This window comes from uncultured Methanobrevibacter sp. (genome assembly GCF_900314695.1).
Taxonomy (GTDB): domain Archaea; phylum Methanobacteriota; class Methanobacteria; order Methanobacteriales; family Methanobacteriaceae; genus Methanocatella.
Genome location: NZ_OMWD01000001.1, coordinates 1 through 26,349, shown reverse-complemented (window position 1 = coordinate 26,349; position 26,349 = coordinate 1). Strand labels below are relative to the sequence as shown.

Below are 26,349 nucleotides of genomic sequence, written 5' to 3'. Positions count from 1 at the left end.
CACCCACTATCTTTCATTAAATAACTTATCTAAATCTTGAACTTTATCTTTATCATCTTCATTTCTAAAGTATCCGACAGCAACAACCATAATCAAGCATAAAATTGCTAAAACAGCCACTATTGACAAACCTACTTCACTGGCTGATTGGGAAGATATCGGATTTATTTCAACTGACTTTTTGACATCCGCTCCCTCTGCAGATGAACTTCCAGCTTGGACTGATTCACTTCCAGCACCTACATTTGAAAATGCTTCTCCCTGAGCATTGTCACCACTTTGAGCAGTAGTTTGAGTAGTTGTAGAACTGGAATTTGTTTTAACAGTCGAGGAAGAAGTTGATCCTTTTACTGGATTTTGAGTTGAAGCTTCTTTTTGATTATCTTTTGATTCAGTTTCAGGTGGCTGAGTTGATTGAGTATTATTCTTGAATACCGGATTTTTAGTTGCCTCATATAATTTAGGAAGCAGTTGAGCCAAAATATCCGGATTGACATATTGCACAGCCCATTGCATCATCGCAATATTACCACAACTACAGTCACAACATGCCACACCATTTTGAACTGTTGCTTGAGCCCAAGTATTTGCTATATCGCTTATTGTTGCCTTATCTGCTTTCCAATATCCATCATGGATGGTAGTAAGCATTGTTCCACTCATGGAAATAAGTGAATATGCATTATTTCCGCTCATCAACCAGTCTTTAACGCCAATATTGTATTTATCCTTATAATAAGTATCATAAATTCTATCCCACAAGCCATCTGATACGGCTGATGGTCTTGTTACTTGCCATCCATGCAGATTACTTACGAATTTATTTGACATGTAACGAGCCCCACTATAACCTTCTTTCATCATTCCTTTAATCCAATCTGGATTATCATATCTTGCAGCAATTTCTCTATACATTACTTCCTCCAATGATGAAATGTATGCATTGTTCTTATCCGCATACATCAATACGTTGAATTTAGGAGCTTTACCGGAAATATCTTCTACAGTCATTGACAAACCGCCCCAATAATCAAAGAAGTCATCGTTGTCCAATACACCATATTGGTTAGTATTACGACTGGCCACAATTGTATCTGAGTTTGACAGAGCCCTTAAGAATACCAATGGGTTTGTATCCCCCCAATAGTTTTTGGAGTACATATTACCCATCCTTCCAAGGTAAAAGTCTGCAAGTTCACTTGTATCATTCCATGTCCAGGACATTGATACCAATTTTGATATTCCTGCACCATAATCACCATTAGGCGGTGCAAAAATACGAGTTATTGCACATTCGCCGGCATAAGTAGCATTATAGCCTTGACTTAAATAGAATAAAGTATCCTCAATCCAGTGCTGTGCCACATAATTTGAATTTAACGGCTCGTTATAAATTCCATAATAGTTAATACTTTGCATTACACCTTCAAGAGCTTCACGCAATTGTTTACCATGTGCGGAATTCATTAAAGTAGCATCCTTTGTTATTGTCAAGTATGATCTTGCAAGTGCAACACGATATGCATTATCCATTAATATTGATTGTGAGGAGTATAAATCTCTGAATAAACCGCTTGTGATTACAGTTACATCTATTCTTTTTTTAGCCCAACCGTCAGGGCGTGTCAAGTCATCCAGTTTGATTACTTCAGGCATTGCATTCACTTTTTTACCTGTCGGATTACCTTCATCGTCATAACCTGCACTTGAAGAATCTGTCCAGACAGGCTTCATACCCAATAGGTAAAGAACAACAGAAACCAATGCACCATCATCTCTTGCAGTTTCTACACACCAGATACCCATGATAATCTTTTCAGTAGTGTCATTTAAATCAGCAAGTGTTAATAAAGCAAGATTTTTTGCATAATCCCAAGCATCCATTGTTGGAAGTTCAGATGATTGGTCTTGGAACATGTTTTTACCTGTCGGAAGAATTGCAGGCTTTATTACAAGTTCCCCACCTTCACCAACTGGAACATATCTGCCATTTAATCCATCAAGCATTGCATTCAATTCATTTGAAACACTGAAATTAATAAGGTCAATATATTTTTTAGCCAATTCAAGACAGGCTAAAAATGTAGGATTGTTGAATTTTTGATTTTGACTTATTAAAATATTATTGACAGTATCAACATCCCAATAAATCAATGCTTTTACAATATCATAGGATTTGTTTAGAATAAATTCTCTTTCAGATGCAGATAGCTGATTATATCCTTTTGAATAGTAGTAGTTTGAAAGTTCAGTGAATAAATTTAAAACGCCATGATTGTTGTCAAGAACATAATCATAAGACAACATTGCGGAAACTGTACTTGCCAAGTCCTGTTCACTCCAGGATTGACCCAAAGCATGAAGTCCCAATGGATACAATGTAGACTGCATTTCCACTAAAAACATATTTACCTTATCGACAAGCAAAGCATTAGAAATAGTTTTTACCTCTTCTTTTGTAAGACCCAAATTAGTGCAGTAATCATTTTTTATAATCAAATCACGCAATTTATCGGCAGTTTTGGTATTTGGATTATCAGCATATTCTTTAGCCAAATTAGCCGCAGCAGTCAAGTTTCCATATAAATGAGTATATGACATTGGAGAGGTTAAATGAGAAATGATAACTGCAAAACCTCTTCTTTTTGCCTGAATAGCTTCAGCCAAACCATCAGCAATATAGAAGTATAATTGTGGCACATCACCAACTACAACTGATCCGTAATCTGTAGCTGAAAGCAGAATTTCTTTTCCAGGCAACCATTCATGTGTAGCGTGTCTTCCAACGAAAATCATTGCGTTATGGTATCTGGTCTGCATATAGTAATAAGCTGCCAAATACTGGTGGGTTGGAGCTACAGCAGTACAGTGATACAAGTTTTCAATGTCAGATTCCCATCCTCTTTGAGGTTCAGGGGCAATAAATACATTTCCATAGGTTAAACCAGGTATTACAAAATAGTCAATTCCATTTCTATTGACAACCATTACATTACCAGGTGCATCTCCCCAACCGTTTAAACCTGAAATATTTAACTTTTTAAACTCTTCAAAGTACTTTAAGAATAGATTATAATATTTTACATCCTGAGTTTTGGTATAATTTTTTAAGCTGGATACTATATTGCTTAAAACACTTTTGGATTTTACGGCATTTTCTTCTGGAAGCAGAGCAACAACCTGATTATACCAATCATCAATTGTATCTCCAATTGTTTTTGTATAGTTTAGCTCAACTGCACGCCTTGAAAGCTCACCAATGTATGCAACAGGTCCTTCTGTAACTTGTATTTTAACAATTTCATCCAATGAATTGAACCATTTTGTATACTCTTTAACAGACAATAATGTAACACCAGACTGGTTTGCTAATTTTTCAAGTTCTCCCGGTGCCCAAGTAGCTACATTAATACCACATTTAAGCATTAAATTCTCAAGTTCAGTAACATTGGCAGGTAATTCACCAACATCATAACCTGCATTTTTTAAAGTTATTAACATGTTATAGATACTGGTTATGGTATCCAAGTAACTTGAACCTATATTTTGCTTTCCAGGAGGATAATTATAATAAATTATTGAAATTAACTTATCAATATTGGAAGTGTATTTTAAATCAACCCATGAATCAATTCTGTCAGCCAATAACTCAATATTTCTATCATAAGGGAGGTAGGTAGTGATTTGTGCTCCTGTTCTATTAGAAATATATTTTGATTGACCCCCGACAAATGTCGCATCAATGATTCCCTGAGTTTCAGCAATGGTAATGTGCCACCATTTATCACTTTTTTCTGTTGTAAGGCCTGTAGACCCTAATTCCCACATTTCATTGGAAACATAATCAGAGTGGACGGCTCTAAATACAGGCACTCCCACTTCTTCAAAAAAGTTTGTGGCGTTGGAGAAGTTTTGACCCCCGACACCATAAGCAACCATTGAAACTATAGCATCAACATAAATGTCATAATTGGATGAATTTTTCAAAAATCCTGAATAGTCAGTTTTTGCGCTGGTCCAAGATTCAATCATCACTTTCAATTGTTCAGCAGATCCCCCTGCAGCAAAGATAGGGATTACGTTATATCCTCTTGATTCTAATGACTCAATAATGCCATAGCACGGATGCAATTGCTGGGATTCAATATACATTGTACTTTCTAATATACCAATGGTTCTGGAAGCATCAGGATTGAAGAATGTTGCAATATATTCATCAAGGGAGTACCATCTGTCCCTATAGATTCCATACTGTTTTACTCCAGTAAATGTTGGAGCCCTGACTTCAAAAGCAGTGCCCAAATAGTTTAATGCATACAATATCTGATTTTTAAGATTTTCTTTATCATTTATATTTTTATAAAGAACCATCTGATTGAATAGCGGGTTAAACTTGGTGGCACTCTTGTCGATGTAATTGTAAACATCAACATAGTACTTGCCTCTTTTTGTATTTTCAAAATATGAAATCAGTTCCTGGTCTGAAAAAGTTGTGAAAATCTTTTGATAATTTATTGTATTGTTTCTGATTAATCCTATTGAACTGGAGCCTGAATTTAATTTACCTGAAGGTGGTTCCAATATGAGAAACAATTCCTTGTTTGACAAATTGGGGTATTTTCCCAAGACATTTGTTAAAACTGAATCTACATCACTGCTTATCCATTCACCAACAAATCCATCACAGGAAGAAAGCAAGTTTACCAATTCAACATCATTCATTTCCTTTATCTGTTCACCACTACGAATAACCAAATTGATATTACTAAGATTTTGGGAACTGCTCAATTCATCACTAGCCTTATCCAAAATGTTAGTTCCAGGATTATCACTTACAATAAATAAAGTAATATTTTGAGATTTTGATGAATCAGCACTTCCCAAATTATCATGGTTGACTGATTCTTCAACAGCATTATCATTTAATACAGTATTATCATTATCTGAAAGATATACATCATCTGAAGTGGAATTATCCAATGCAAATGAATAAGGGATGATAAAAATCGTTATTAATAAAATTAATACACAAAAATATTTTTTATTTTTTAAAAACATAATACTACCTACAGTTAATATAAACTTAATATCAATTATTACTTTTAATATTAATAAATATATTTAAAGTATTACTTATTTCACAAATAATAGAAAAAAGTATTACCTTTCAAAAAAAGATAAAACAGCATAAAACAACATTTTAATAAAAATATTTATACTTTCAAACACAATATATACTACATAATAGTGTAAGGGTATAGTATGAAAGTTGGAAAAGGTATTGTAAAAAAATATTCAAGAGAGTATCATAGAACTCTAAAAAATGGTGAAAGGAAGAAATATACTACAGAACAAATTCAAATCACCGTTCCAAAAAATGAAGACATATACAATAACCAAGAAGAAGTACTTATTATACCACAAAGTGAAATTGAAACATTTAAAAGTAGAGAGGAAGAAAGTGAGTCTTTAAAAATAGCTAATTATTTGCATGTGCAGGAAGTGAAAGAATTGAGAAATCAACTTGAAAATAACATTAATCCATCTACTTTAGAATACGAAAAAGAAATCGAAGAACTCAAAGCTGAAATCGCTGCAAAAAATGAAGTTATTAATGAAATTGAAGACCAATACAATACCTTAAATAGAAATAATATTGACAGCTTGAAAAAAGAAAATGAAACAATCAGAGACAAACATTCAAAATTAATCATAGAAAACGAAAATTTAAAAACTAAATTCGTCAATATGAAAACCGAAAATGAAAATCTCAAAACCAAATATTCAAGCATTAAGGAAGAAAATAAAAACTTGAAAACAAAATGTTCCAACTTAAGAGAAGAACATGAAAGCATCAAAAGCAGTTACGATCAAATCACTTCCAAATATGATCAGCTAAAACATGAAAATCTCAGTACAAAAACCAGTTATGCTGAAATTTATGAACTTAATGAAGATTTAGAAAAAGATTATGATTCATTACGTCTAGAATATAATGATTTAGTTGACAAATTTAACGATTTACAGGAAGAAATATATAATATTAAATCCACTAGAAGCCACGATGAATACATCGCTAACAAGGTTAAAGAATTTATTTTAAATAGTGGAAATTAAAGGGTTTTATAATCATCCTGAAACTCAGGATTCCATCTTTTCAATCCAGGAATAAAAAAAGCAGTTATACCAGTCGCTTGTGTTTCTGGCAATCTAGGATTTTTTTCCATCATTTCTTTTGTTTTTCTAACAATCATTTCATCAAGAGTTATATCTGGTTCTGTATACTCTCCATTTTGATAACAATCTATGCAAAATTCATCATTAGGACTGCCATCCTTGTTAGTTCCGTAATCTTCTCTGACTATTGGTCTACCGCATGAATTACAAAATCCCATAATAAAAACTCCTTTTAAAAAAAAATAGAAAATAAATTAGAAATTAATCTAATTTACTAGTCGTCTTTCACTTCAATATTTTCGTCTTCATCCATAGCAAGTCTCATGTTGTCTGGATCTGGGTCGAAATGTTCTAAGAAATCTTGAGCTGCTCTTCTAACATCTCTAGAACCGATAATGTATCTACCAGCAATAATGATGTTTGCACCTTTATTGATAGCTTCTTCTACATTATTAGGTTTGATTCCTCCAGCAACAGCAATTAAGCCTTTAGGACCAAGAGCTGCTTTGATATCTTTAATATTACCCCATTCAGTCATGTCACTGGTGTCTTCACCATGTTCTGCTCTGTAGGTTTCCATATCAACATTTCTGTGTAATAAAACGATATCTGGTTTTAAGTCTTCAGGAAGTTTGGCTAATTTTTTCTCAAATTCAGCTACATTCATCATATCAAGAATTGAATAGATACCTTGTTTTTGAGTTTCATGAATAGCTTTAGCAATAGATTCAACAGTACCGAGACCGGAAATAGCTACTGCATCAGCGGTTTCATCTGCTGCCATTTTAACTTCTACACGACCAACATCTAAAGTTTTTAAATCAGCAATAATGAATGCATCCGGACGTAAAGATCTGATTTTGCCGATGATTCCTACACCGAATTTTTTAACAAGTGGAGTACCTGCTTCGAGTAAGATTCTATCATTATCAGGTAAATCGCTAATGATTCTTTCCATAGCTGCTTCATTATCAAGGTCAAGTGCAACTTGTAAGTATGGTGGTGACCAAAGTTTTTTGACTTTGAATCCCATAATTGGGTGAGTTCCACGATCTTTTTCTGCAAGTACTTTGTCGATGGATGGGTAATTTTCCATTGCTCTTCTGATAGCTAATTTGGTCGCTCCGTAATTGTATTGATATATTTTTCTGAAATCTTTTGCAGAAGGATCAATAAATACGCTTACATTAATTACAATGTCTTCCACTATATCTTTTGGAATGTATCCATCTTCAACTGCATCAGCTACTGCTCTTGCAACAGCAGTTTGTGCAGGTCCAAAAATTTTACTAGCATCTTCTAAATCACCAACAGTTACTTTAGGAATAATTAAAGTAGCTGGTTTAGTCATTAAGTTTGGTCTGATTACACTTGTTAAAGGAGTGTGTCCAACAGATAAATTGGATAATCCATTAGCAAAAGCTTGACCAACAGGGCCGAATTTATCACCGATTAATAAATCAACGTGAGCTAATTCAGGGCCATCTCCAATAAGAGCTTCTCCTATTCTGTACATTGGGTCCATTAAATTTCCTCCGTCATATAATAACATTTTATAATATGTTTTTATTTGTAAATATAATTATTGGAAGTTAATCCTTCTTGAAATATCCTTAGGCAAAGGCAATTTTCTGAAAGGTTTTCCTTCACATTTTTCATTAATTTCACTAATCAAGTCATCAACTGTCATTTCTACTTTCTCACCAGTTTCACGAACAGTTACTTGGAACTTGCCGGATTCCATTTCCTTGTCACCGACAACAAAAATGTACGGAATCCATTCTTTAGATGCATTTCTGATTTTTTTACCAATACTCTCATCCCTATCATCAATATCCACACGGATGTTGGAAGCATTGATTTTAGAATAAAGTTCTTCTGCAAATTCTTTATGACTTTCTCCAACAGTTAAGATTCTTGCTTGAATTGGACTTAACCATGTTGGCAACATTGGAGATCTTTCATTGATTTCAATTGCAGTTTTTTCAAGCATTGCACATAAAACCCTTTCAATACTTCCAGTTGGTGAAGTGTGCAAGATTGTAGGATTGTGCTGTTCGCCATCTTCTCCCAAGTAGGTGATGTCAAATCTTTTACCACTTTCAACATCGATTTGAACAGTTGGGTTTTCAATAGGACGACCTAAAGCGTCAATATTTGCCAAATCTATTTTACATATCCAGTAATGATGTCTTTCAGGCAAGATTTCTAAAAGAATTGGTTTGTTGAACTTGCGAGCAATTTCATACATCCATTCTTCATTTTCTTCAAAGAAGTCTTGAGTTGCTCTGAAAATTACTTCAAAATCTAAATTCAAGTCTTTACCAGTCTGCATACACATGTCAGTTTGTTGAGAGAATTCTTCTAAAGATGAATGTACATCACAACAGAATGAGTGGCAATCAGGCATGGTAAATGCCCTTAATCTTTTAAGACCAACAACTTCTCCTTTTTTCTCAAAACGGAAACTGTATCTGGTCAATTCAAAAATTTTGGCAGGGAAATTTTTCCATGTCAAATATGAATCGGACATTAATCTGAATGCACCGAAACAAGCTGCAAACCTAAGCATTAAATTCTTTTTGGTGTCGGTTCTGTATTGTCTTTCACCAAATTTGTAAGCATGTTCATAAATTGCTTGATTGTCCAAATCATAGAAGATTGGAGTTTCAACCGGCATTGCTCCACGGTCGACAGTTAAGTCATAAACATAATCGGCAAGCAAATCTCTGATTAATTTTCCTTTTGGATACCATCTGAGGTTTCCAACATCAGAAGCAGGTTCATAATCACAGATTTCTTTTTCTCTCATTAATTTGACATGAGGTGGTTCGCCTTCATCAGATGCTCCCTGACCAAGTTCATAATCAACAAGTTGTTTGAAAGCTCTGTTTTCAAATTTAAAGTCATCAATTTGAGTTATTTTGTCCCCTTCAAGGATTTGCCATTTAGATGGTTTTCTTTCAACTTTTTCTTCTTCAGTGTCTGCAGTAATAGTTCTTGAAAGTTCGCTTAATGGGTGACCTTTACAGGAAATCTCAAATGCCTTATACCATCCGAAAGGTACTCTTTTAACATTTAAATTTTCAGCAAGCAAAGCTTCCTCAGTATCTTTTAAAATTTTAATAGCAACTTTTGGAGAACCTAATGAAGAAGATAAGTGAGCATATGGATATAATACAATATTTTCAGCTTTAACTTGTTCATTGGTTTTTATAACTTCACTGACTAAATTTTTAACAATACCTTCTGGATTATCTTCATCTTCTTTTTCAACACTTGTAAATACCACTAAAGAATCGTCGAATGCTCCTTGCATTTTAGCATCCTCAATTTCTTCAGCAACAGGTGTTTTATTCTTTACAGTATAATTTAAATAATCAGAATGGATTAGTAAAATTCTCATTTAATCACCATATATTATAGTTTAAATTTTATTTTTAATATTATATAAAATGATTTATACAAAAAATTGTTATATAATAAAGATGCAAATTACTAATTATGAGAATTATTTTAGCAGGGACAGGTAGTGCAGTTGGAAAAACAACAATATCTACCGGAATAATGAAGGCTTTAAGCGAAAAATACAATGTCCAACCTTTTAAAGTTGGGCCAGATTATATCGATCCATCCTACCATACATTAGCTACCGAAAATGTATCCAGAAACCTGGATTCGTTTTTTATGGAATCCGGCCAAGTAAGGGATTCCTATCTAAAGGCTATGGTGGGAAAAGATATAGCCGTGATTGAAGGCGTTCGTGGCCTTTATGAAGGAATTGATTCTGTCAATGACATAGGAAGTACAGCTTCAATAGCCAAATCCTTAAAGGCACCGGTGATTTTAATCATAAACTCCAGAAGTTTGGTTAAAAGTGCGGCGGCTTTGGTTTTGGGCTTTAAGGCTCTTGATCCCGAAATAAATATTGCCGGAGTTATTTTGAATAAAGTTAAAAATAAGGCTCACTACGAAAAAACAAAAAGGTCAATTGAAGAGATTACTAAAACCGAGGTAATTGGCGGTATTGTACGTGATGATGCAATATCAATAGAAGAAAGACATTTAGGTCTTGTTCCTGCTCGTGAAAAAGAGAATTCACTTAAATATATTGATATCTGGTCTGAAGTAATAAAAAATTCAATTGATTTAGACAGACTGGTGGAAATTGCTGGCGAAGCTCCAAAAATTACATCAGATATTGTTCCGATTTGGAATAAATTGAACAAACAAAAGGTTAAAATTGGAGTTGCATACGATGAAGTATTTAATTTTTATTATAAGGAAAATATAGAATCTTTAGAGGCAAATAATGCTAAAATTGAATATTTCTCACCTTTAAACGATGAAGGATTGCCTGATGTAGATGGATTGTATATCGGTGGAGGATATCCTGAACTCTTTTCCAAGGAACTTAGCGCAAATGAAAAAATGCTTCAAGAAATTAATACTTTCCACTTGGAAGATAGGCCTATCTTTGCTGAATGTGGTGGTTTAATGTATCTTATGAATTCCATCCATGAAGATAAAGTTGTTAATGTATATCCTTACAAAGCAATTTTAACAGACAGGGTGCAAGCGCTAAAGTATACAATTGCCGAAGTTACCGAAGACAATATCATATCCAAAAAAGGAGAAAAATTCCACGGTCACGAATTCCATTACTCCAAAGTATTGGTTGATTCAAGTAACATTCAGCACAAGCTGGCATTCAATATATTGAGAGGAAAAGGATCATACAATAACCAAGATGGATTTATTGAGAGAAATACTCTTGCAAGTTATGTTCACACCCATGTAGCTGCAATGCCTGATTTTGGAGGAAATCTGGCCATATCTGCAAAAGAGCTTGGAGGATAGAAAATGAAATTTGAAAAAATTGACCTTTTCCAACCATTGTTAGTTGTAGTTGCAATACTAGTATTTTTAGCAATGGGATATATAGGCTCATTCAATTACAGATTTGAAGATCCATTGAAACCAGAAGTAATATTGACCGTTATATTTGCATGTATCATTTTTGCAGTCGGTGCAGTATGTATCAAATACAAAATTAATGTAGAAAAAACTAAAAGTCTGGATTTTCTATCTGAAAAACTCATACTGGCACTTGTCATAATCGCATTGATTCTGCAAACCCTCAACATGGTATTGCTTGGAGGAATTCCCCTATTCAATAGCGTATTGAAATCAAATGCCACAACCAATATCTGGAGAGTAGCCTATCCACTATTTTTAATAATGATAAATATCCTGCTTGCAAAGTATTACAGTAAGAAATATCTGCTACTGGTAATTCTCGGAGCATTGATTTTCGGTTTAAATGGATATAGAACTTCAGTTCTTGGAATTTTAGGAAGCTCTTTTATTACCCTTTATTATCTTAAAAAAATATCAAGAAAATTAGGCATAATCTTTATAGCCATAATTGTCGTTGGAATGTTAGCAGTCGGATACATTGCATCACAATCAATTGCAAACCAGCATTGGACTTTAAACCCATTAGAACTTGTTTTTTACAGAGCTGCATTCACTTTAGAAGTATTTGAAAAAATAATACCTTTAGGCGGAAGCACACACGGACATATATTAAGCATGATTTTTTCATCAGGAAGTCCAAGAACATTTATCGGCCAATATGTACTTCATTATGACGTATGCTTAACATCCACATTGTTTGGTCCTGTATATCTTGATTTCGGATTAATCGGACTTACAATTCAAATGTTATTTATGGGAACATTTTTACAGTTAGTACATAAAATAAAAGAAGGAATAGGAGTAGGGATTTACTCCATAATATTAACACACACATTAATTTGGATAGAAACCGGACCAACAGACATAATGATTTGGTTTTTATATCTTTTAGGTTTGATTTTAATAATAATGAATTTTAATTATATTAAATTAAATAAAAATTAATATAATTAATATTACTAATGAAATAAAGAATATGAATGTTCCTCTTACAATGAAATCACCATTTCTTTCAGCATATAATGATAAACCATAAGATAAAATCAATGCGGCAAGCATTTCGATTAATCCGGTGATACCAGCATCAAGTCTTAACAGCCTTCCGCAGATAAATGAAAGAAGATAAGCAACAACTACAACAACAATAATCATTATAATTGGATTTTGAATTAATTGGAAGAACCGTGAATTCTGAAGGCTTCTTTGATTATAGTTATATAAGGTAGTATAACCAAAACTACTATCCCTCGGAGCGTGAGCCCCCCTATTCAATAGAGAAGAAAATCCACCATGGTGAACTCCTCCATCATCTTGCCTATAAAGAGTATTTTTATAAACAACAGGATTTTGTTCACGTCTCTGCATCAGATATTCCATATCTGAAGCATCATAACTATATTCAGGATATTCCTCATCAATATAAGCTGCTGCTCCGCCATCATAGGAAGTGTTATCCAAAGTAGTTTGAGAAGTTCTATCTTGGTATTTTTTAGCAAGTTCCAGCAAATTATCCCGATCTACCAATTTAATGTTTTTACGAAGTGCATAATTGGTTGCCTGACTTGAAAAATAAGAAGAAGAAACAATTGTGACCTTGGATGCCTTTAAACTTTCTCCAACTTCTTCCATCTCTTTTAAAACATCCACCCCAATTTCAAAGTCTTTATCATAGTTTTTACATGCTACAACAACACCAAAATCCCCAAGTGTTGTTGGCAATATGGCATATATATCTATGACTTTCTGAGAGGTTTTAAAATTCTTATAAACCTTGAAACCAGAGTCCTCCATTACCTTAGCTATGAAATTAATAAGTTGTGGTTTTTCCAAATTTCCACCCGCATGTGTTTTTAAAAAAAAATTACTAATATATTTTATACATTAAATTGTTATTAAAGTTTATCATAATTTGCTAGAAATCTAAAAATATTTTAACAAGGTTATACCTTAATAAATATATGAAAGCATTAATAAGTAATGATGATGGAATAACCGCTTCAGGAATCCTTGCTGCAAAAAAAGCAGTAGATGAATTATGCGATACATATGTAGTGGCACCTGAAACACAACAAAGCGGTATTGGACATGCATTAACACTTTATGAGCCATTAAGAGTAAATGAATATACATTAAAAGACGGAAGTTTGGGATATGGTGTAAGCGGAACCCCTACCGATGCAGTAACTATCGGATTATTTGAAATATTATCCAAACATCCCGATATCATGATTTCTGGAATAAACACAGGCTATAATTTAGGAAAAGCAGAATTGACAACCTCCGGAACTTTAGGAGCTGCTATTGAAGCGGCAAGTTTTGGAATTCCAACAATAGCAATTTCACAGGAAGTAGTCAGGGACGATATTAAATTTGAAAACGGTGAAGTCGAAATAGACTTCGATTTCGCTACAAAAATGCTAAATAAAATAGCCAAAATTGTTTTAAAAAAAGGTTTGCCGGAAGGAATTGATTTGTTAAACGTGAATATTCCTGAAAATCCGATTAATGAGGAGTTTGAAGTAGCTACATTAGGAAAAAGAATGTATACACCCATCATTCATGAACGTCTGGATCCCCGTGGAAAACCATACTACTGGATTGGTGGAGAGCCATACGATTTTGATGAACCCGGCAGTGATGGATATGAATTACGTAAGGAGCATAAAACTACAATAACTCCCTTAAAAATAGATTTAACAAGTGATATGAGTTTATTAAAAGAAATGTTAAAATAAAATACTTATAAATTTAAATCTTTAAGTATTTTATCTCTTTCTTCACGAAGTTCATTTAAAATCTTTTCATCGCTACAACCATCTCTTTTTAACTGTTCAATTGTTCTTGTAATTGCTTCTAAATTTTCTTCTAATTGATTAATTGCCATAATATATATTATCAACATTAAAGTATTTAAAGTTGAAACTTCAAAATAAAAATAGAATTATAACCAAGGATTTGAAAAAATGAGTCACGATAAAGATAATGTAAATAAACTTTTTACTCAATTTAAAAATAAATATGTAACTGTAGATTTAAGAGGCGACTATCAAAGTGAAGGAAAAGTAATTGCTATAGATAATTATTTAAATCTCGTCCTTGAAAATGAAAATGGCCTCGAAACCATTAAAGGCGGAAATATCATATTTATTAGTTTAAAAGAAGATTAGGAAATTTTAGAAATCTACTTCTATTCCTAAAATCTCTTTTTCACCATTAAAAACATCCATTGCTATTTGTGCAGCACCAATTGCACCCGATTCTTTTGAAATAACTTTTAATTGATACTTATTTTTGAAATATTTGTTAATTTCATCTTCAAAGTTAAAGGGTTCGGTTGCACTTCCAACAGATCCTGTTAAAACAATACCTTCAATATCATTATTGCAAGCAATATCCAAACCGGCAATTTCCATAGCTACAGTCATGATTAATGTATCAATTGCCAATTTAGCATCTTCATCGCCATTTTTATAGTTTTCCAAAAGTTGGTCCTTCATATTGGCAACTTTACCATCGATTCCTGCAATTTTAATTGCTCCAGCATGAGAAAAACAATCGTTTGCAGATGCATTGTTCTCATCAATATCCCTAATCATTTCCAAATCAATAGGTCCATGCACAATACCCATAGCACCCAGGCATGCATCGATGGCTCCTTTAATTTTTCCATCCTCAATTAGAATATCCACACTGTTTGAAGAGATATCTGCAACAATGAAGTTGCCCCAGCCAGTTTCCTTAATTGCATTATATGAAATGCTTACCTTTTCCGGACTTGCCTGGTGTGAATAAGCGGCTCTGAACAATCTATCCAGAGAAGTGGAATCCTTGTGAAGACCCGGAATCATTACGGAAGGAATATTTAATTCCTGCAACTCTGAAAATACTGATGTTCCACCACCAGTTACCTTGCCTGCACCGTTAATGGATAAAATTCCTCTGTCCTTGACATTTTCAGTAGGTAAAATTTTATTTATGCCATCACCCATTGCATAAGTAATGGCCATTAACTTCACAGAATTTAAATCAATACGTTTTGTCAGTTCCTCGCTAGCGGAAACTAAACCTTTTTTACTTTCTTCCCTTCCAATTTTAAAAATATCGATAATATCTCCGTCATCAGACATTATGCAAAAAGAGATTCCAGTAGTTCCATGGTCCATACCAATAAATGCCATGATTACCACACATTAAAAAAAAATATTATATAAAAAAAATAGTAAAAGGATTAAAAAGACTTAATCGTCTTTTTGTAATCCACAAGCTTTCCTTAATCTTTCACCAACAATTTCAATATCTTTTTGACCTTCAGCAGCTCTCATTTCTTTTAAGTTAGCGCCGTCAGTAGCGTTTTCTTCAGCCCATTGTTTTTTGAAGGTTCCATCTTGGATTTCTTTTAAAACAGCTTTCATACCGTCTTTTGCTTCTTGAGTAATAATTCTATTACCCCTGGTTAATCCACCATATTCAGCAGTGTTACTTACATCGTGCCACATTCCAGCAAAACCTTTTTCATAGATTAAGTCAACGATGAGTTTTACTTCGTGACAGGTTTCAAAGTAAGCGATTTCAGGTTGGTAACCAGCTTCAACTAAAGTAGTGAATCCTGCATTGATTAATTCAGTAATACCACCACATAAAACTGTTTGCTCACCGAACAAGTCTGTTTCTGTTTCTTCTTGGAAAGTAGTTTCTAAAACACCTGCTTTGGTTAATCCACAAGCTTTTGCCATGCCCAATGCAAGTTGTAAAGCATCACCAGTAGCGTCTTGTTGAACTGCTACTAAACCAGGAATACCGAATCCTTCTTCGTAAGTTCTTCTTACCATGGATCCAGGTCCTTTAGGTGCAAACATTACAATATTTACATCTTCATCAGGTTTGATTAAACCAAAGTGGATGTTGTAACCGTGAGAGAATGAAATGGTGTTGCCAGATTCAACATATGGTGCAATTTGTTCATTGTATACTTTTTCTTGGATTTCATCAGGAAGTAAAATGTGAATGATATCAGCTTCTTTAGCTGCATCTTCAATGGTTTTTACAGTCATGCCATCTTCTTTGACTAAGTTCCAAGAACTACCATTTTCTCTTACACCAACAATAACATTAGCTCCACTGTCAGCCATGTTTCTAGATTGTGCTCTACCTTGGGAACCATAACCAATTACTGCAATGGTTTTACCTTCTAAAGCATCTGTATTTACATCTGCATCGTAGTACATTTTCATTTAAATCATCTCGCTAAATAATTTGATAAAAGTTAAGATATCAAATAAATATCAAATAATAAATATGATTTTTTATATTTATAAAAGTAACCTAAAATATAATTTTAAATACTATTAACTGTAACATATAGTATACAGTTATTTAGGTGATATTATTAGAAAATTATATTCAATATTGTTATTTTCATTAATTTTATTTTTAGGCATCGGAATCGTATCCGCATCTGAAAATAATACCGATACTGGAGATATTGAAAATTTAATAGATGAATGTGAAGATCAAGGAAGCATAAAACTTGATGAAAAAACATATGAACTAAATCCTGAAAAGGAAACACACTTATATCTAAACAAATCCATTTCCATTGAAGGAATCAAAGAAAAGACAATCATTGATGGTAAAAATTCCACTTTATTTTTAGATACTGAAAAAGAACCGGAACCGGACTACAATGGAACAGTCATTATTGCAAAGGATCTCTACGACATCAGAAATACCGGGACCCACATTATTTTTAAAAATATTACCTTTAAAGATTTAAATTTGATAAGTCGCCATAAAATGGACTTTCTAGATTGTAAATTTATCAATGCAAATTTTACCAGCAAGGAATTGAATAATACCTTTGATAACTGCGTGTTCAATGAATCAAAAATTGAATTGAACTTATATCAGGGATACAAGTACTATTCAAAAATAATCGATTGTACTTTTTATAACTCTACAATTACTTCAAAAAACAATTACTTCATTTTTATCTGTGGAAGCTCAATAATATTCATGCAAAATAACATAGATTTGATAAATTCCAGTCTAAACAATTCAGAAATTTCACTATCCCATTATAACATTAACATAGATAACTTAAAATTCCGCAATTCAAATTTAAAAGGATGGTCAAACAGAATCAACGTTAGCAACACCTCATTTGATAGACCTGTAATTGACCTTGAATATAGCTATATTAACTTTGAACAGGCAATATTAAATAACTCCGAACTTATGTTTCAAGGAGGATATTACAACAAAGGAAGTGAAGTGATTTTAAAAAATACCCTAATCAATAACTCCACTTTTGAATTTACACCGAACATTTATTCTGATGAATCTATCTTTATAATTGAAAATTCAACTGCTGAAAACTCCAAGATAAAAGCAACAGAAACCAATATCAAATCAAATAACTCAAATTTCTATAAAACAACAATTGAATCCCATATCTCAAATTTAAATATAAACAATTCCAACTTTTACAACGACGGAAATCTATCCAATACAATTATAATATACATGAATTCTATAGCGAATACAAGCAACATCATCGAAAACTCATATCTGATAAACAATACCGGAAAATACGAAATCAACAACAAGGACATTAATTTTGATACACTCTACAGAGTATCATTTAATAAAAATATTACCTATTACATAAATGACAGCATTACTTTCAACGTTAAAGATTGTTTTGGAAATCCAGTAAAAGATGTTAAATTATTTATCGAAAATCCAAATGAACCATATACAAGTTTTGTCTTTACAGATAAAAATGGGAACGCAAAATACACCCTTAACACTGTTGGAGAATTAAGCCTTAACGTATACTATTTTGATGATGAATTCCTTTTTAACAGTAAACGATACTTCACACAAGTGAATTTGACTGTAAATCCTAAAATAACAGATATAAAATTAATTAAAGACTTTAAATTCAACAGATATTCAAAAATCAATAGCTTTTTAGAAATAAAAATGGTAGGTAACCATACTGGTGATTTATCAGACAGGACTGTCATTTTTAAAGTATTTACAGGTAAAAACTACAAAACATATCGTGAACCAGCAGGTTCCGATGGAGATGTGATTTTTGAAATTCCTACAAAACTTGATGCAGGAGTTCATAAAATCCAGGTTATTGTCGAAAAAGAAATCATGAAAACAACATCAATTAAGATTGATAAAGCTAGAACAATCGTTAAAGCTCCACAAGTAACCAATAAATTCAAAAAATCAAAATATTTCAAAGTTACAATCAAAAATAAAGAAACAAAAAGAATGCTTTCTAACGTTAAAGTTAAAATAAAAGTGTTTAGTGGTAAAAAATTCAAAACATACACAGTTAAAACAAATAAAAAAGGAATAGCTAAAATAAACACCAAAAACCTAAAAACAGGAAAACACAAAGTTGTAATTTCATCCGGAAATAAAAACTACAGCATATCTAAAAAAAGTTTGATAAAAATAAAAAAATAGATGGGAATTAATAACCATCTACTAAAACTTTTAACTCACCCGTTACGATATCGATGATAAGACCGTGTACCGGTACATCAGGTATTAATGGGTGGTTTTTGATTTTTTCACAAACATTTTTAACGTTTTCTTCTTCAGATTCAAATCCACCAATCCATTCAGCCAAATCGTATTTAGCAATATCTTCCTCTTTGATACCGCGAGCGAGCATTTTTTCTTTTAAAGCTTCAGCATCAGCACCAGCCATACCACATTCTGTGTGACCTACAACCATGACTTCTTCAGCACCGAGGTTGTATAAAGCTGCACCAATAGATCTGATTGCATCTTCACCTACAATGGAGTTTCCTGCGTTTCTAACGATTTTTGCATCTCCTCTTTTAAGACCAAGTGCTGGTTCAAAAAAGTCGATTAGTCTGCAGTCCATACAGGTTAATATAGCTAATTTCTTAGCTGCATGATGAGACATTTCTTCGCCTTCAAAGTTTTCTACAAATTCCTTGTTGTCTTTTAATACGTTTTCTAATATAGTCATTTTTATACTCCCCTTGACATAGCTGTAAGGCCAGTACGGGCTATTCTTTTAATTCCATAATTTTCTACTAAAGATATGAATGCATTAATCTTTTCCTTATCTCCAGTAAGCTCAACCATCAATGTTTGTTCCGAAACATCTAAAATATGTGCTCTGAAAATATTTGTATACTGCATTATTTCTGCTCTTGCTTTAGCATTAGGAACAGCGACCTTAACAAGACACAATTCCCTTTTAACAGCAGATTTAGTAATATCTTTAATCTTGATAACATCAATTAATTTATTTAATTGTTTTGTAACCTGTTCAAGCCCTTTTTCATCTGCATGAACAGTAATTACCATACGGGATTGTCCTTCTACTTCTGATTTACCTACAGTTATACTTTCAATATTGAATCCCCTTCTATTAAACATTCCAGCTACTTTTTGCAAAACCCCTGGTTTATCTTCAACCAATGTGGAAATAACGTGATATTCTGTATCCATTTAAATCACATCCCTTTCAAGTTTATATTCACCAATCATCTCATTAATTCCAGCTCCAGGAGGAAGCATAGGAAGTGCCTCTTCGGAGTCAATAACAACATTTAATAAAATAGGTTCATTATCTTTAATTGCACTTGATAAAGCTTCTTTAGTTTCGCCAGGTTGTGTAATCCTTACTCCAGTTACACCAAAACTTTCTGCCAATTTAACAAAGTCAGGGCTATTACCCAACAATGTTTGAGAGTGCCTTTCATTATATAGTAAGCTTTGCCATTGATATACCATTCCCAATGTTCTGTTTTCCAAAACAACTGCAATAACAGGAATGTCATATTCGCGAACAGTAGCTAACTCCTGACAAACCATTAAAAATCCACCATCACCGTTTATAGATACAACAGGATCATCCGGACAAGCCACTTTTGCACCAATCGCTGCTGGGAATCCGAATCCCATAGTTCCAAGACCGCCTGATGAAATGAATTTACGTGGCTTTTGAGTGTCAAAGAAATGTGCTGCCCACATCTGATTTTGACCTACATCAGTTGTTAAAATTGATTCAGGAGTTAAAACATCTGAAATTTCTTTTATAACAGTTTGTGGTTTTAATGGCACATCATCATAACTAACACGAGGTTTTAAATCTTTATTTTTTTGTTTTATCATATTAGTCCAATCATTTACTTCTGATGGAACTTTATAATCTTTTAAAACTTTATTTAATGAAGATAAAACATTTTTTGCATCACCTACAATAGGCAAATCCACATCCACATTTTTGCCTATTTCTGCCGGATCAATATCAATATGAATTACTTTAGTATCCGGAACAAAACTATCCAGCCTACCAGTGGTCCTGTCTGAAAACCTTACACCAATAGCTATCAACAAGTCAGATTCATTAATATAATCATTTGAAACTTTTCTACCATGCATACCAAGCATACCTAATGCCAAATCATCAGTTTCATCAAAAGCTCCTTTACCCAAAAGTGAAGTCATTACTGGTGCATTGATTGTATTAGCTAACGTTTTCAATTCACAGCATGCATTTGATATGATTACTCCCGCACCAGCCAAAATCATTGGCTTTTTAGCCTGTTTAATTAAATCACGAGCTTTTTTGATTTGTTTGATATTTCCTTTAACAGTCGGATTATAACCGGGAGTTTCAATTAAAGAGTCGTCAAATTTTGTTAATTCACCCTCTTGAACTTCTTTAGGAACATCTATTAAAACAGGACCTGGTCTTCCACTAGAAGCAATTTCAAAACTAGATTTAATCATTGAAGGTATTAAATCAGGGTTTTTTGGTTGATAACTATGTTTTACTATAGGCATAGTAATCCCAATTATATCTGCTTCTTGAAATGCATCATTACCAATTAAATGAGTAGGAACTTGACCAGTGATTGCCACAATAGGAGAAGAATCCATATAAGCAGTTCCAATACCAGTTACAAGATTGGTTGCACCAGGACCTGAAGTAGCCAAACACACACCAACTTTTCCGGAAGCTCTTGCATAACCATCTGCCGCATGAGCTGCCGCTTGTTCGTGCCTAACTAAGATATGATCGATATCTGCATCATATAACATATCATAGAATGGAATTGTTTGTCCACCAGGATAACCAAATATAGTTTTTACCCCCATATTCTTGAGGGATTCAATTATCGCTTCTCCGCCTCTCATCGTAATAACCTTTTTATATATTATACACTAACTTATGTATACAAAAATATATATAATTATCTTAATTGAAAAAAAATATTTTAAAAAAAAGGATTAAAATGAATTATAAAAATTTAATATGCCACAGAAAACCTGAAAGGAGCTTTTTTATCAAAGGGCATCAATTTCCAGTGTGCGCCAGATGTACCGGCTTTTATACTGGATTAATCATTTTTTTAATTTATGACTATTTTTTTAATATTGACTATAGCCTCAACTTATTAATTTTTTCAATAATACTTTTGATACCAACATCAATCGACGGATTTACACAATTATTGAATTTTAGACAGAGCAATAACACATTGAGATTTATCACTGGAGTGATTGGTGGAATAGGATTAATAATTTTTTTAAAAATAGTAATTCAATGGCTTTTGAAGATAATTGCATTGCTGTAATTATATACAGCAGTTATTCATCTTTTAAAAAGTAATATAAAATAGCTTTTTGAGCATGCAGTCTGTTTTCTGCCTGGTCAAAAACAACAGAATTTGGACCATCAATGACCGCTGTTGTAACTTCCTGATCCCTGACTGCAGGTAGACAATGCATAAAAATAGCACCATCATTTGCCAAGTTCATTAAATCTGAATCAACTTGATAAGGAGATAAGGCCGCTTTCCTTTGTAATTCTTCAGCTTCATCACCCATACTAACCCAAACATCAGTATAGACAACATCAACATTATCTAAAGCAACATTTAAATCATCACTAACAGTGATTTTAGTATTCATTTCCTTAGCATACTCATTTGCAATTCTTAAAACATGTTCATTAGGTTCATATCCTTTAGGGCAAGCAATAGACATGTCCATTCCTAAAAGTGGGGAAATTAATAAAAGGGAATTACATACATTATTTCCGTCACCGACGAAACATATTTTCTTATTTTCAAAAGTTCCAAAATGTTCTTTAATTGTTAATACATCAGCCAATGCCTGACAAGGATGTTCCACATTGGTTAATCCACTAATAACTGGTACATCAGAATGTTGGGCTAATTCAACTACATCACAATGTTCAACAGCTCTAATCATTATTCCATCAACGAAACGGCTTAAAACCTTTGCAGTATCATAAATCGGTTCTCCTCTTCCCATCTGTAAATCATTAGAAGATAAAAAGATTGCTCTTCCGCCTAACTGATACATTCCAACATCAAAAGAAACTCTAGTTCTTGTTGATGATTTTTGGAATATCATCGCTAATGTTTTACCTTCAAGAGGACTTTTCTCCGTTTCACCTGCTTTAATTTTTATAGCCAAATCCAAAATGTCTTGAACATCATCTTTTATATCACATATTGATATCAAATTACCCATTAATAATTCCCCTTAGAATAATCTTAACAAAATTAAATATATTACATTTATATATATTAAATGTTTCTATGACTTCATTTTAAAATTAATATCCCTCAATGTAGAAATTACTGGAACCAGCAAGAACAGATAAATAAAATCCTCTGAAAAATTGAAATCAAGAAGATTTACAGCAATAGTAAGACCCATAATAATGAGGAATGTTTTTAAAACATATCTCTTTTCAGTTTTTGAAGGATTATTCTCTAAAAATCCCATATTATATGCATATATATACATAATTGAAAAGAACAGAATTGTCAAAAATATATTTAATCCAAACAGCACATTAGATATGAAAAACATTGAATAAGAACCTATTATAGATGTTGTAAATGGGATACATGAAATGCAAGCCAAAAATAATATATTAATCCATAAAAAAGGCATATTTAATGAATTAATTTTTATAAATTCATGATGATAAATCCAAAAAGAACTGACTAGAATAAAACTAACAATAGTCAACCCAAAAGAATGAGCAATTGAATTTAAAAAAGTTATAAACTGCCCTTCTGTTATCAAATGAGCTTGAGGCAAAGCCATACCAAAGACCAGAAGAGTCATAACCATTCCAAAAATACCATCAGTCAAACCAATCAATCTTCCAGGGTCAATATCCATGTTGCTTTCAAAAGATTGCCTAACCCTATGAAAAAAGCCGGTTTTTATATTGTCTACTTTTTTTTCGACATCGAGATTAGTTAAGTATTTTTCTTGAAAATAAGCTCTAAAGTTTCTGATTTTTTCGACATCTTCTTCATCTAAGTCTTCAGCTATATCTAAAAGTTGAGTGTTGAAATAATTTCTTAAACTTTCATAATCATGAAATTCTTCGTATTCATCATCCTTTTTGATAATACCACCAAATCCAAAAAAAGAGTAAAAAGAAATTTAGTTTAAAATTTCTTTCATATGTTCAACACGTTTGTTGACAAGATCCTGAGTACCAACATCTCTTCTGTGGTAAACATTACCTTTAACAAACTCACATGCCTTTTCAGCTACTTTTTCAGCTTCCTCAATTGATTCGCCACTAGCTACAATACCTAACGCCCTTGAACCAGACAAATGAATTCCATCATCTTCCTGGGAAACTGCAGCATAGAATACTTTGGCACCCATTTCTTCAATAGCTTTCTCATCCACTTCAATCAGTTCTCCAGCATATTGAGTTTCAGGATATCCATCTGGCACAATATATTTGCACACGCTAGCCTTGTCTTCAAATTCTACATTATCCAAAGTACCGTCGACAACAGCCTGACAAACATCGACCAATGGAGTTTTTAAAAGAGGCAATACATTCATTGCTTCAGGATCTCCAAATCTGGCATTGTACTCAATGAGTTTTGGCCCATCAGCAGTTAACATGAATTGACCATATAGGATTCCTTTATATGGTTCTGCTTCCTCAGCAATAGCTTTTAAGGTTTCTTGCATAATTTCAACGGCAGCATCATAATTTTCTTGGCTTAAGAATGGCAATAATCCACCAACATCAGAATAAGATCCCATTCCTCCGGTGATTGCACCGACATCTCCTTCGAATGCGTGAGGATGGTCCTGTGCTGCAGGCATTGGGGCCAAGTGTTCTCCATCACAAAATGCTTGGATAGTGAATTCTTCACCTATCAATCTTTCTTCAATAATTACTTGAGCAAATCCACCCATTACATTATCAATTACTTCGCAGGAATATTCCTTTGCTTCTTCATTGTCTTTAAGATGGTCACCTACAATTTTTACTCCTTTACCGCCAGTTAATCCAACCGGTTTTACTACAACATCACGGTCAAATTCATCTAAAAATGCAGAAACATCATCAGAATTATCAAATACTTTGTAAACTAAAGATCCTTCGATTTTATAGTCTTCAAAGAGTTTTCTCATAAATGACTTATCAGTTTCAATTCTAGCTGCACTTTGTGTCGGTCCAACACATTTGATTCCATTTTTTTGAAGCTCATCAACGATTCCTTTTCCGAGTGGAGCTTCTGGACCAATAAATGCAATATCAATGTCATTTTCAACTGCATATTCAGCTACTTTTTCAACTTCTCCCTCATCACCTTGTTTAAACTCAGCGATTTTGGACATACCAGGGTTAATCTTACTCATGTAACAATATAATTCCACATCATCCTTTAAGGCATCAGCGATAGCATGTTCACGAGCACCAGTTCCAACAACTAAAACCTTCATAATCTAGTCTCCTATTAGTTTAAAATATGTAACTGAAAATATTTAAAATGTTTCAATTATATAACAGAATTAATATTACTTCTATTTCATTAAACTTCAAAATAGTTCATGACCTAGAAAATTTAATATATCACATATAAATAATGTAAAATATAGGTGATATTAAAATGAATAGAAATATAATTATTGCTATTTTAGCTATTATCATCATTGCTGTTGCTGGAGGAATTGCATTCGCACAAACATCCGCTGCTGCAGATGGTAATAAACAAAATACACAAATCAATTTCTTAAGTAACTCACACTTAAAAAACGGAGAAATGGTGCAATTTGAACTTAAAGATTCTCAAGGAAAAGCAATTGCAGATCAACGAATAAACATTACTTTTGAGGATAATGGTCAAAAACAAAACTTCTCAATTAAAACCGACAATAACGGTAAAGGCGGACTTGTATTAAACAATGAAGCTGCTGGTAATCATGAAGTTACCGTGACCTATGGCGGTAACGATAAATACAACGGATGCAAAGCAAACCAAACCATAACTATTGAACAAGGAACTACTTCAGAAACCGAAAAGGTATCTGGAAATTCCACTGCAAGTACTGTAAAATATAATGAGAAAACTACATCATCCAATTCATCATCTGGTTCAAGCCTTTCTGAAGGACCAGGACCTAACTTATACTACGATGAAGAGTTCAATGTTTGGTATGATGACAACGGTATAATCAGAGGAGGACAATCTGACGGTATGAGCATGTGGGACCTCGTTAACAACCAACCTATTGTTTCTGAAAATGGTTTAGATTGAACTACCTCGACTTTGGAGAAGTCGAGGATTCTTACTTCACGGGCTGATACTCTCCCACGAGAGTAGAATTACCGTGCTATCCCCCCTGCTCCAGAGGTTCATTGTTTCATCGATTAAATCTTTTAATCCTTGTTTTCGAATGTTTTTAGCTGCGTTTATGTCTCGGTCATGTATTTTTTGGCATTGTGGGCATTTCCATTCTGTTTCATATTTTAGGTCTTTGTTGTAGTATCCGCAGTTGCCACATGTTTTGCTTGATGGGTACCATCTGCTGATTTGTCTTAGTGTTTTTCCGTATATTTCGGCTTTGTATTTGAGCATTTCGATAAATTTTTTCCATGCGATTTTTTGTAATTTTGGACTGTAGTGAGGATTTTGAAACATTCCTTTTATGTTTAGGTCTTCGAGTATGATTATGTCGTATTTTTTAACGATTTTTGTGGTTATTTTGTGATAGTAGTCATTTATTTTGTTCTTTTTTTGGTCTATCCATTTCCAGTAGGTTTTTAGTGTTTTTTTGTAGCGGTTGCTATTGTTTTTTTGTCGGGATAGTCTTTTTTGGTAT

23 protein-coding genes are annotated in these 26,349 nt (G+C 33.1%); 8 read left to right on the top strand and 15 right to left on the bottom strand.

Translation table 11 applies throughout. The features are described from left to right. Positions 1-6: 6 nt before the first annotated feature. Complete coding sequence (locus QZN45_RS00115) at positions 7-5,058, bottom strand: cobaltochelatase subunit CobN (protein WP_296810323.1); 5,052 nt, start codon at positions 5,056-5,058, stop codon at positions 7-9. A gap of 204 nt (positions 5,059-5,262) precedes the next feature. On the opposite strand from QZN45_RS00115, the gene QZN45_RS00110 reads away from it, so the two are divergent. Beyond that, on the top strand, positions 5,263-6,117 hold the full coding sequence (locus QZN45_RS00110) for a phosphoserine phosphatase (protein WP_296810317.1): 855 nt from the start codon (positions 5,263-5,265) through the stop codon (positions 6,115-6,117). On the opposite strand, the gene QZN45_RS00105 is transcribed toward QZN45_RS00110, so the two are convergent. The 3 genes from QZN45_RS00105 to QZN45_RS00095 all read right to left on the bottom strand — a co-directional run bounded on the left by QZN45_RS00105 (position 6,114) and on the right by QZN45_RS00095 (position 9,583). Next, on the bottom strand, positions 6,114-6,395 hold the full coding sequence (locus QZN45_RS00105; protein ID WP_292609833.1) for a zinc ribbon domain-containing protein: 282 nt from the start codon (positions 6,393-6,395) through the stop codon (positions 6,114-6,116). The genes QZN45_RS00110 and QZN45_RS00105 overlap by 4 nt on opposite strands. A gap of 56 nt (positions 6,396-6,451) precedes the next feature. Next, on the bottom strand, positions 6,452-7,693 hold the full coding sequence (locus tag QZN45_RS00100; RefSeq protein ID WP_296801515.1) for a bifunctional 5,6,7,8-tetrahydromethanopterin hydro-lyase/3-hexulose-6-phosphate synthase: 1,242 nt from the start codon (positions 7,691-7,693) through the stop codon (positions 6,452-6,454). Between the two features lie 66 nt (positions 7,694-7,759). Further along, on the bottom strand, positions 7,760-9,583 hold the full coding sequence (locus QZN45_RS00095) for a threonine--tRNA ligase (protein ID WP_296810314.1): 1,824 nt from the start codon (positions 9,581-9,583) through the stop codon (positions 7,760-7,762). A 98-nt stretch (positions 9,584-9,681) separates the two neighbouring features. On the opposite strand from QZN45_RS00095, the gene cfbB reads away from it, so the two are divergent. After that, on the top strand, positions 9,682-11,037 hold the full coding sequence (cfbB, locus tag QZN45_RS00090) for a Ni-sirohydrochlorin a,c-diamide synthase (protein ID WP_292609835.1): 1,356 nt from the start codon (positions 9,682-9,684) through the stop codon (positions 11,035-11,037). 3 nt (positions 11,038-11,040) lie between these two features. After that, positions 11,041-12,102: an oligosaccharide repeat unit polymerase family protein gene (locus tag QZN45_RS00085; protein WP_292609836.1), complete on the top strand. Its 1,062-nt coding sequence runs from the start codon at positions 11,041-11,043 to the stop codon at positions 12,100-12,102. On the opposite strand, the gene QZN45_RS00080 is transcribed toward QZN45_RS00085, so the two are convergent. Continuing rightward, positions 12,088-12,987: a restriction endonuclease gene (locus tag QZN45_RS00080; RefSeq protein ID WP_292609837.1), complete on the bottom strand. Its 900-nt coding sequence runs from the start codon at positions 12,985-12,987 to the stop codon at positions 12,088-12,090. The two genes, QZN45_RS00085 and QZN45_RS00080, sit on opposite strands and share 15 nt — an antisense overlap. 128 nt (positions 12,988-13,115) lie before the next feature. Between QZN45_RS00080 and surE the strand changes: the two genes are divergently transcribed. Next, positions 13,116-13,892: a 5'/3'-nucleotidase SurE gene (surE, locus tag QZN45_RS00075; protein WP_292609838.1), complete on the top strand. Its 777-nt coding sequence runs from the start codon at positions 13,116-13,118 to the stop codon at positions 13,890-13,892. A 5-nt stretch (positions 13,893-13,897) separates the two neighbouring features. Here the strand turns inward: surE and QZN45_RS00070 are convergent, their stop codons facing one another. Next, positions 13,898-14,041 carry a hypothetical protein gene (locus tag QZN45_RS00070; protein WP_292609839.1) on the bottom strand — a complete coding sequence of 48 codons (144 nt, stop codon included), beginning with the start codon at positions 14,039-14,041 and terminating at the stop codon, positions 13,898-13,900. A 79-nt stretch (positions 14,042-14,120) separates the two neighbouring features. On the opposite strand from QZN45_RS00070, the gene QZN45_RS00065 reads away from it, so the two are divergent. Continuing rightward, on the top strand, positions 14,121-14,324 hold the full coding sequence (locus QZN45_RS00065) for an LSM domain-containing protein (protein WP_292609840.1): 204 nt from the start codon (positions 14,121-14,123) through the stop codon (positions 14,322-14,324). Positions 14,325-14,330: 6 nt separating this feature from the next. On the opposite strand, the gene QZN45_RS00060 is transcribed toward QZN45_RS00065, so the two are convergent. Next, positions 14,331-15,335, bottom strand: a complete 1,005-nt coding sequence (locus QZN45_RS00060; RefSeq protein WP_292609841.1) for a methanogenesis marker 12 protein — start codon at positions 15,333-15,335, stop codon at positions 14,331-14,333. Positions 15,336-15,395: 60 nt separating this feature from the next. Further along, entirely contained in the window at positions 15,396-16,388 is a 993-nt protein-coding gene (gene ilvC / locus QZN45_RS00055; RefSeq protein ID WP_292609842.1) for a ketol-acid reductoisomerase, read from the bottom strand. 175 nt (positions 16,389-16,563) lie between these two features. Here ilvC and QZN45_RS00050 point away from each other — a divergent pair, with 175 nt between their 5' ends. Next, a complete protein-coding gene (locus QZN45_RS00050; protein ID WP_296810308.1) occupies positions 16,564-18,642 on the top strand; it encodes a hypothetical protein in 2,079 nt (692 codons plus the stop codon). Positions 18,643-18,649: 7 nt separating this feature from the next. Here QZN45_RS00050 and QZN45_RS00045 read toward each other — a convergent pair whose 3' ends face one another. From QZN45_RS00045 to QZN45_RS00035, 3 genes are read right to left on the bottom strand one after another with little or no spacing between them, the layout of a single operon-like run. Continuing rightward, a complete protein-coding gene (locus QZN45_RS00045) occupies positions 18,650-19,177 on the bottom strand; it encodes a carbonic anhydrase (protein ID WP_292609844.1) in 528 nt (175 codons plus the stop codon). Between the two features lie 2 nt (positions 19,178-19,179). Continuing rightward, positions 19,180-19,665: an acetolactate synthase small subunit gene (gene ilvN / locus QZN45_RS00040; RefSeq protein ID WP_292609845.1), complete on the bottom strand. Its 486-nt coding sequence runs from the start codon at positions 19,663-19,665 to the stop codon at positions 19,180-19,182. After that, positions 19,666-21,360 (bottom strand): acetolactate synthase large subunit, encoded by a 1,695-nt coding sequence (locus tag QZN45_RS00035; protein ID WP_292609846.1) that lies wholly within the window; start codon positions 21,358-21,360, stop codon positions 19,666-19,668. It abuts the gene before it with no gap. 98 nt (positions 21,361-21,458) lie between these two features. Here QZN45_RS00035 and QZN45_RS00030 point away from each other — a divergent pair, with 98 nt between their 5' ends. Continuing rightward, positions 21,459-21,800, top strand: coding sequence for a DUF2085 domain-containing protein (locus QZN45_RS00030; protein WP_292609852.1), 342 nt, complete (start codon positions 21,459-21,461; stop codon positions 21,798-21,800). A 13-nt stretch (positions 21,801-21,813) separates the two neighbouring features. On the opposite strand, the gene argF is transcribed toward QZN45_RS00030, so the two are convergent. The 3 genes from argF to purD all read right to left on the bottom strand — a co-directional run bounded on the left by argF (position 21,814) and on the right by purD (position 24,969). Further along, complete coding sequence (gene argF / locus QZN45_RS00025; RefSeq protein WP_292609847.1) at positions 21,814-22,725, bottom strand: ornithine carbamoyltransferase; 912 nt, start codon at positions 22,723-22,725, stop codon at positions 21,814-21,816. A gap of 66 nt (positions 22,726-22,791) precedes the next feature. Beyond that, the gene (locus QZN45_RS00020) at positions 22,792-23,388 is read right to left on the bottom strand and encodes a TMEM175 family protein (protein ID WP_292609848.1); all 597 of its coding nucleotides are present in this window, start codon (positions 23,386-23,388) and stop codon (positions 22,792-22,794) included. A gap of 270 nt (positions 23,389-23,658) precedes the next feature. Further along, entirely contained in the window at positions 23,659-24,969 is a 1,311-nt protein-coding gene (gene purD / locus QZN45_RS00015) for a phosphoribosylamine--glycine ligase (protein ID WP_292609849.1), read from the bottom strand. A gap of 167 nt (positions 24,970-25,136) precedes the next feature. Here purD and QZN45_RS00010 point away from each other — a divergent pair, with 167 nt between their 5' ends. Further along, entirely contained in the window at positions 25,137-25,784 is a 648-nt protein-coding gene (locus QZN45_RS00010; RefSeq protein WP_292609850.1) for an Ig-like domain-containing protein, read from the top strand. Between the two features lie 36 nt (positions 25,785-25,820). Here QZN45_RS00010 and QZN45_RS00005 read toward each other — a convergent pair. Then, positions 25,821-26,349, bottom strand: a 529-nt coding sequence (locus QZN45_RS00005) for a transposase (protein ID WP_296810301.1), incomplete at its 5' end; no start/stop codon positions are given.

Bases quoted from the DNA above. Each gene is read 5' to 3' on its own strand.
- QZN45_RS00115 (WP_296810323.1), bottom strand. From the start codon at position 5,058: ATGTTTTTAAAAAATAAAAAATATTTTTGTGTATTAATTTTATTAATA.
- QZN45_RS00110 (WP_296810317.1), top strand. From the start codon at position 5,263: ATGAAAGTTGGAAAAGGTATTGTAAAAAAATATTCAAGAGAGTATCAT.
- QZN45_RS00105 (WP_292609833.1), bottom strand. From the start codon at position 6,395: ATGGGATTTTGTAATTCATGCGGTAGACCAATAGTCAGAGAAGATTAC.
- QZN45_RS00100 (WP_296801515.1), bottom strand. From the start codon at position 7,693: ATGTACAGAATAGGAGAAGCTCTTATTGGAGATGGCCCTGAATTAGCT.
- QZN45_RS00095 (WP_296810314.1), bottom strand. From the start codon at position 9,583: ATGAGAATTTTACTAATCCATTCTGATTATTTAAATTATACTGTAAAG.
- cfbB (WP_292609835.1), top strand. From the start codon at position 9,682: ATGAGAATTATTTTAGCAGGGACAGGTAGTGCAGTTGGAAAAACAACA.
- QZN45_RS00085 (WP_292609836.1), top strand. From the start codon at position 11,041: ATGAAATTTGAAAAAATTGACCTTTTCCAACCATTGTTAGTTGTAGTT.
- surE (WP_292609838.1), top strand. From the start codon at position 13,116: ATGAAAGCATTAATAAGTAATGATGATGGAATAACCGCTTCAGGAATC.
- QZN45_RS00070 (WP_292609839.1), bottom strand. From the start codon at position 14,041: ATGGCAATTAATCAATTAGAAGAAAATTTAGAAGCAATTACAAGAACA.
- QZN45_RS00065 (WP_292609840.1), top strand. From the start codon at position 14,121: ATGAGTCACGATAAAGATAATGTAAATAAACTTTTTACTCAATTTAAA.
- QZN45_RS00060 (WP_292609841.1), bottom strand. From the start codon at position 15,335: ATGGCATTTATTGGTATGGACCATGGAACTACTGGAATCTCTTTTTGC.
- ilvC (WP_292609842.1), bottom strand. From the start codon at position 16,388: ATGAAAATGTACTACGATGCAGATGTAAATACAGATGCTTTAGAAGGT.
- QZN45_RS00045 (WP_292609844.1), bottom strand. From the start codon at position 19,177: ATGACTATATTAGAAAACGTATTAAAAGACAACAAGGAATTTGTAGAA.
- ilvN (WP_292609845.1), bottom strand. From the start codon at position 19,665: ATGGATACAGAATATCACGTTATTTCCACATTGGTTGAAGATAAACCA.
- QZN45_RS00035 (WP_292609846.1), bottom strand. From the start codon at position 21,360: ATGAGAGGCGGAGAAGCGATAATTGAATCCCTCAAGAATATGGGGGTA.
- QZN45_RS00030 (WP_292609852.1), top strand. From the start codon at position 21,459: ATGAATTATAAAAATTTAATATGCCACAGAAAACCTGAAAGGAGCTTT.
- argF (WP_292609847.1), bottom strand. From the start codon at position 22,725: ATGGGTAATTTGATATCAATATGTGATATAAAAGATGATGTTCAAGAC.
- QZN45_RS00020 (WP_292609848.1), bottom strand. From the start codon at position 23,388: ATGGATATTGACCCTGGAAGATTGATTGGTTTGACTGATGGTATTTTT.
- purD (WP_292609849.1), bottom strand. From the start codon at position 24,969: ATGAAGGTTTTAGTTGTTGGAACTGGTGCTCGTGAACATGCTATCGCT.
- QZN45_RS00010 (WP_292609850.1), top strand. From the start codon at position 25,137: ATGAATAGAAATATAATTATTGCTATTTTAGCTATTATCATCATTGCT.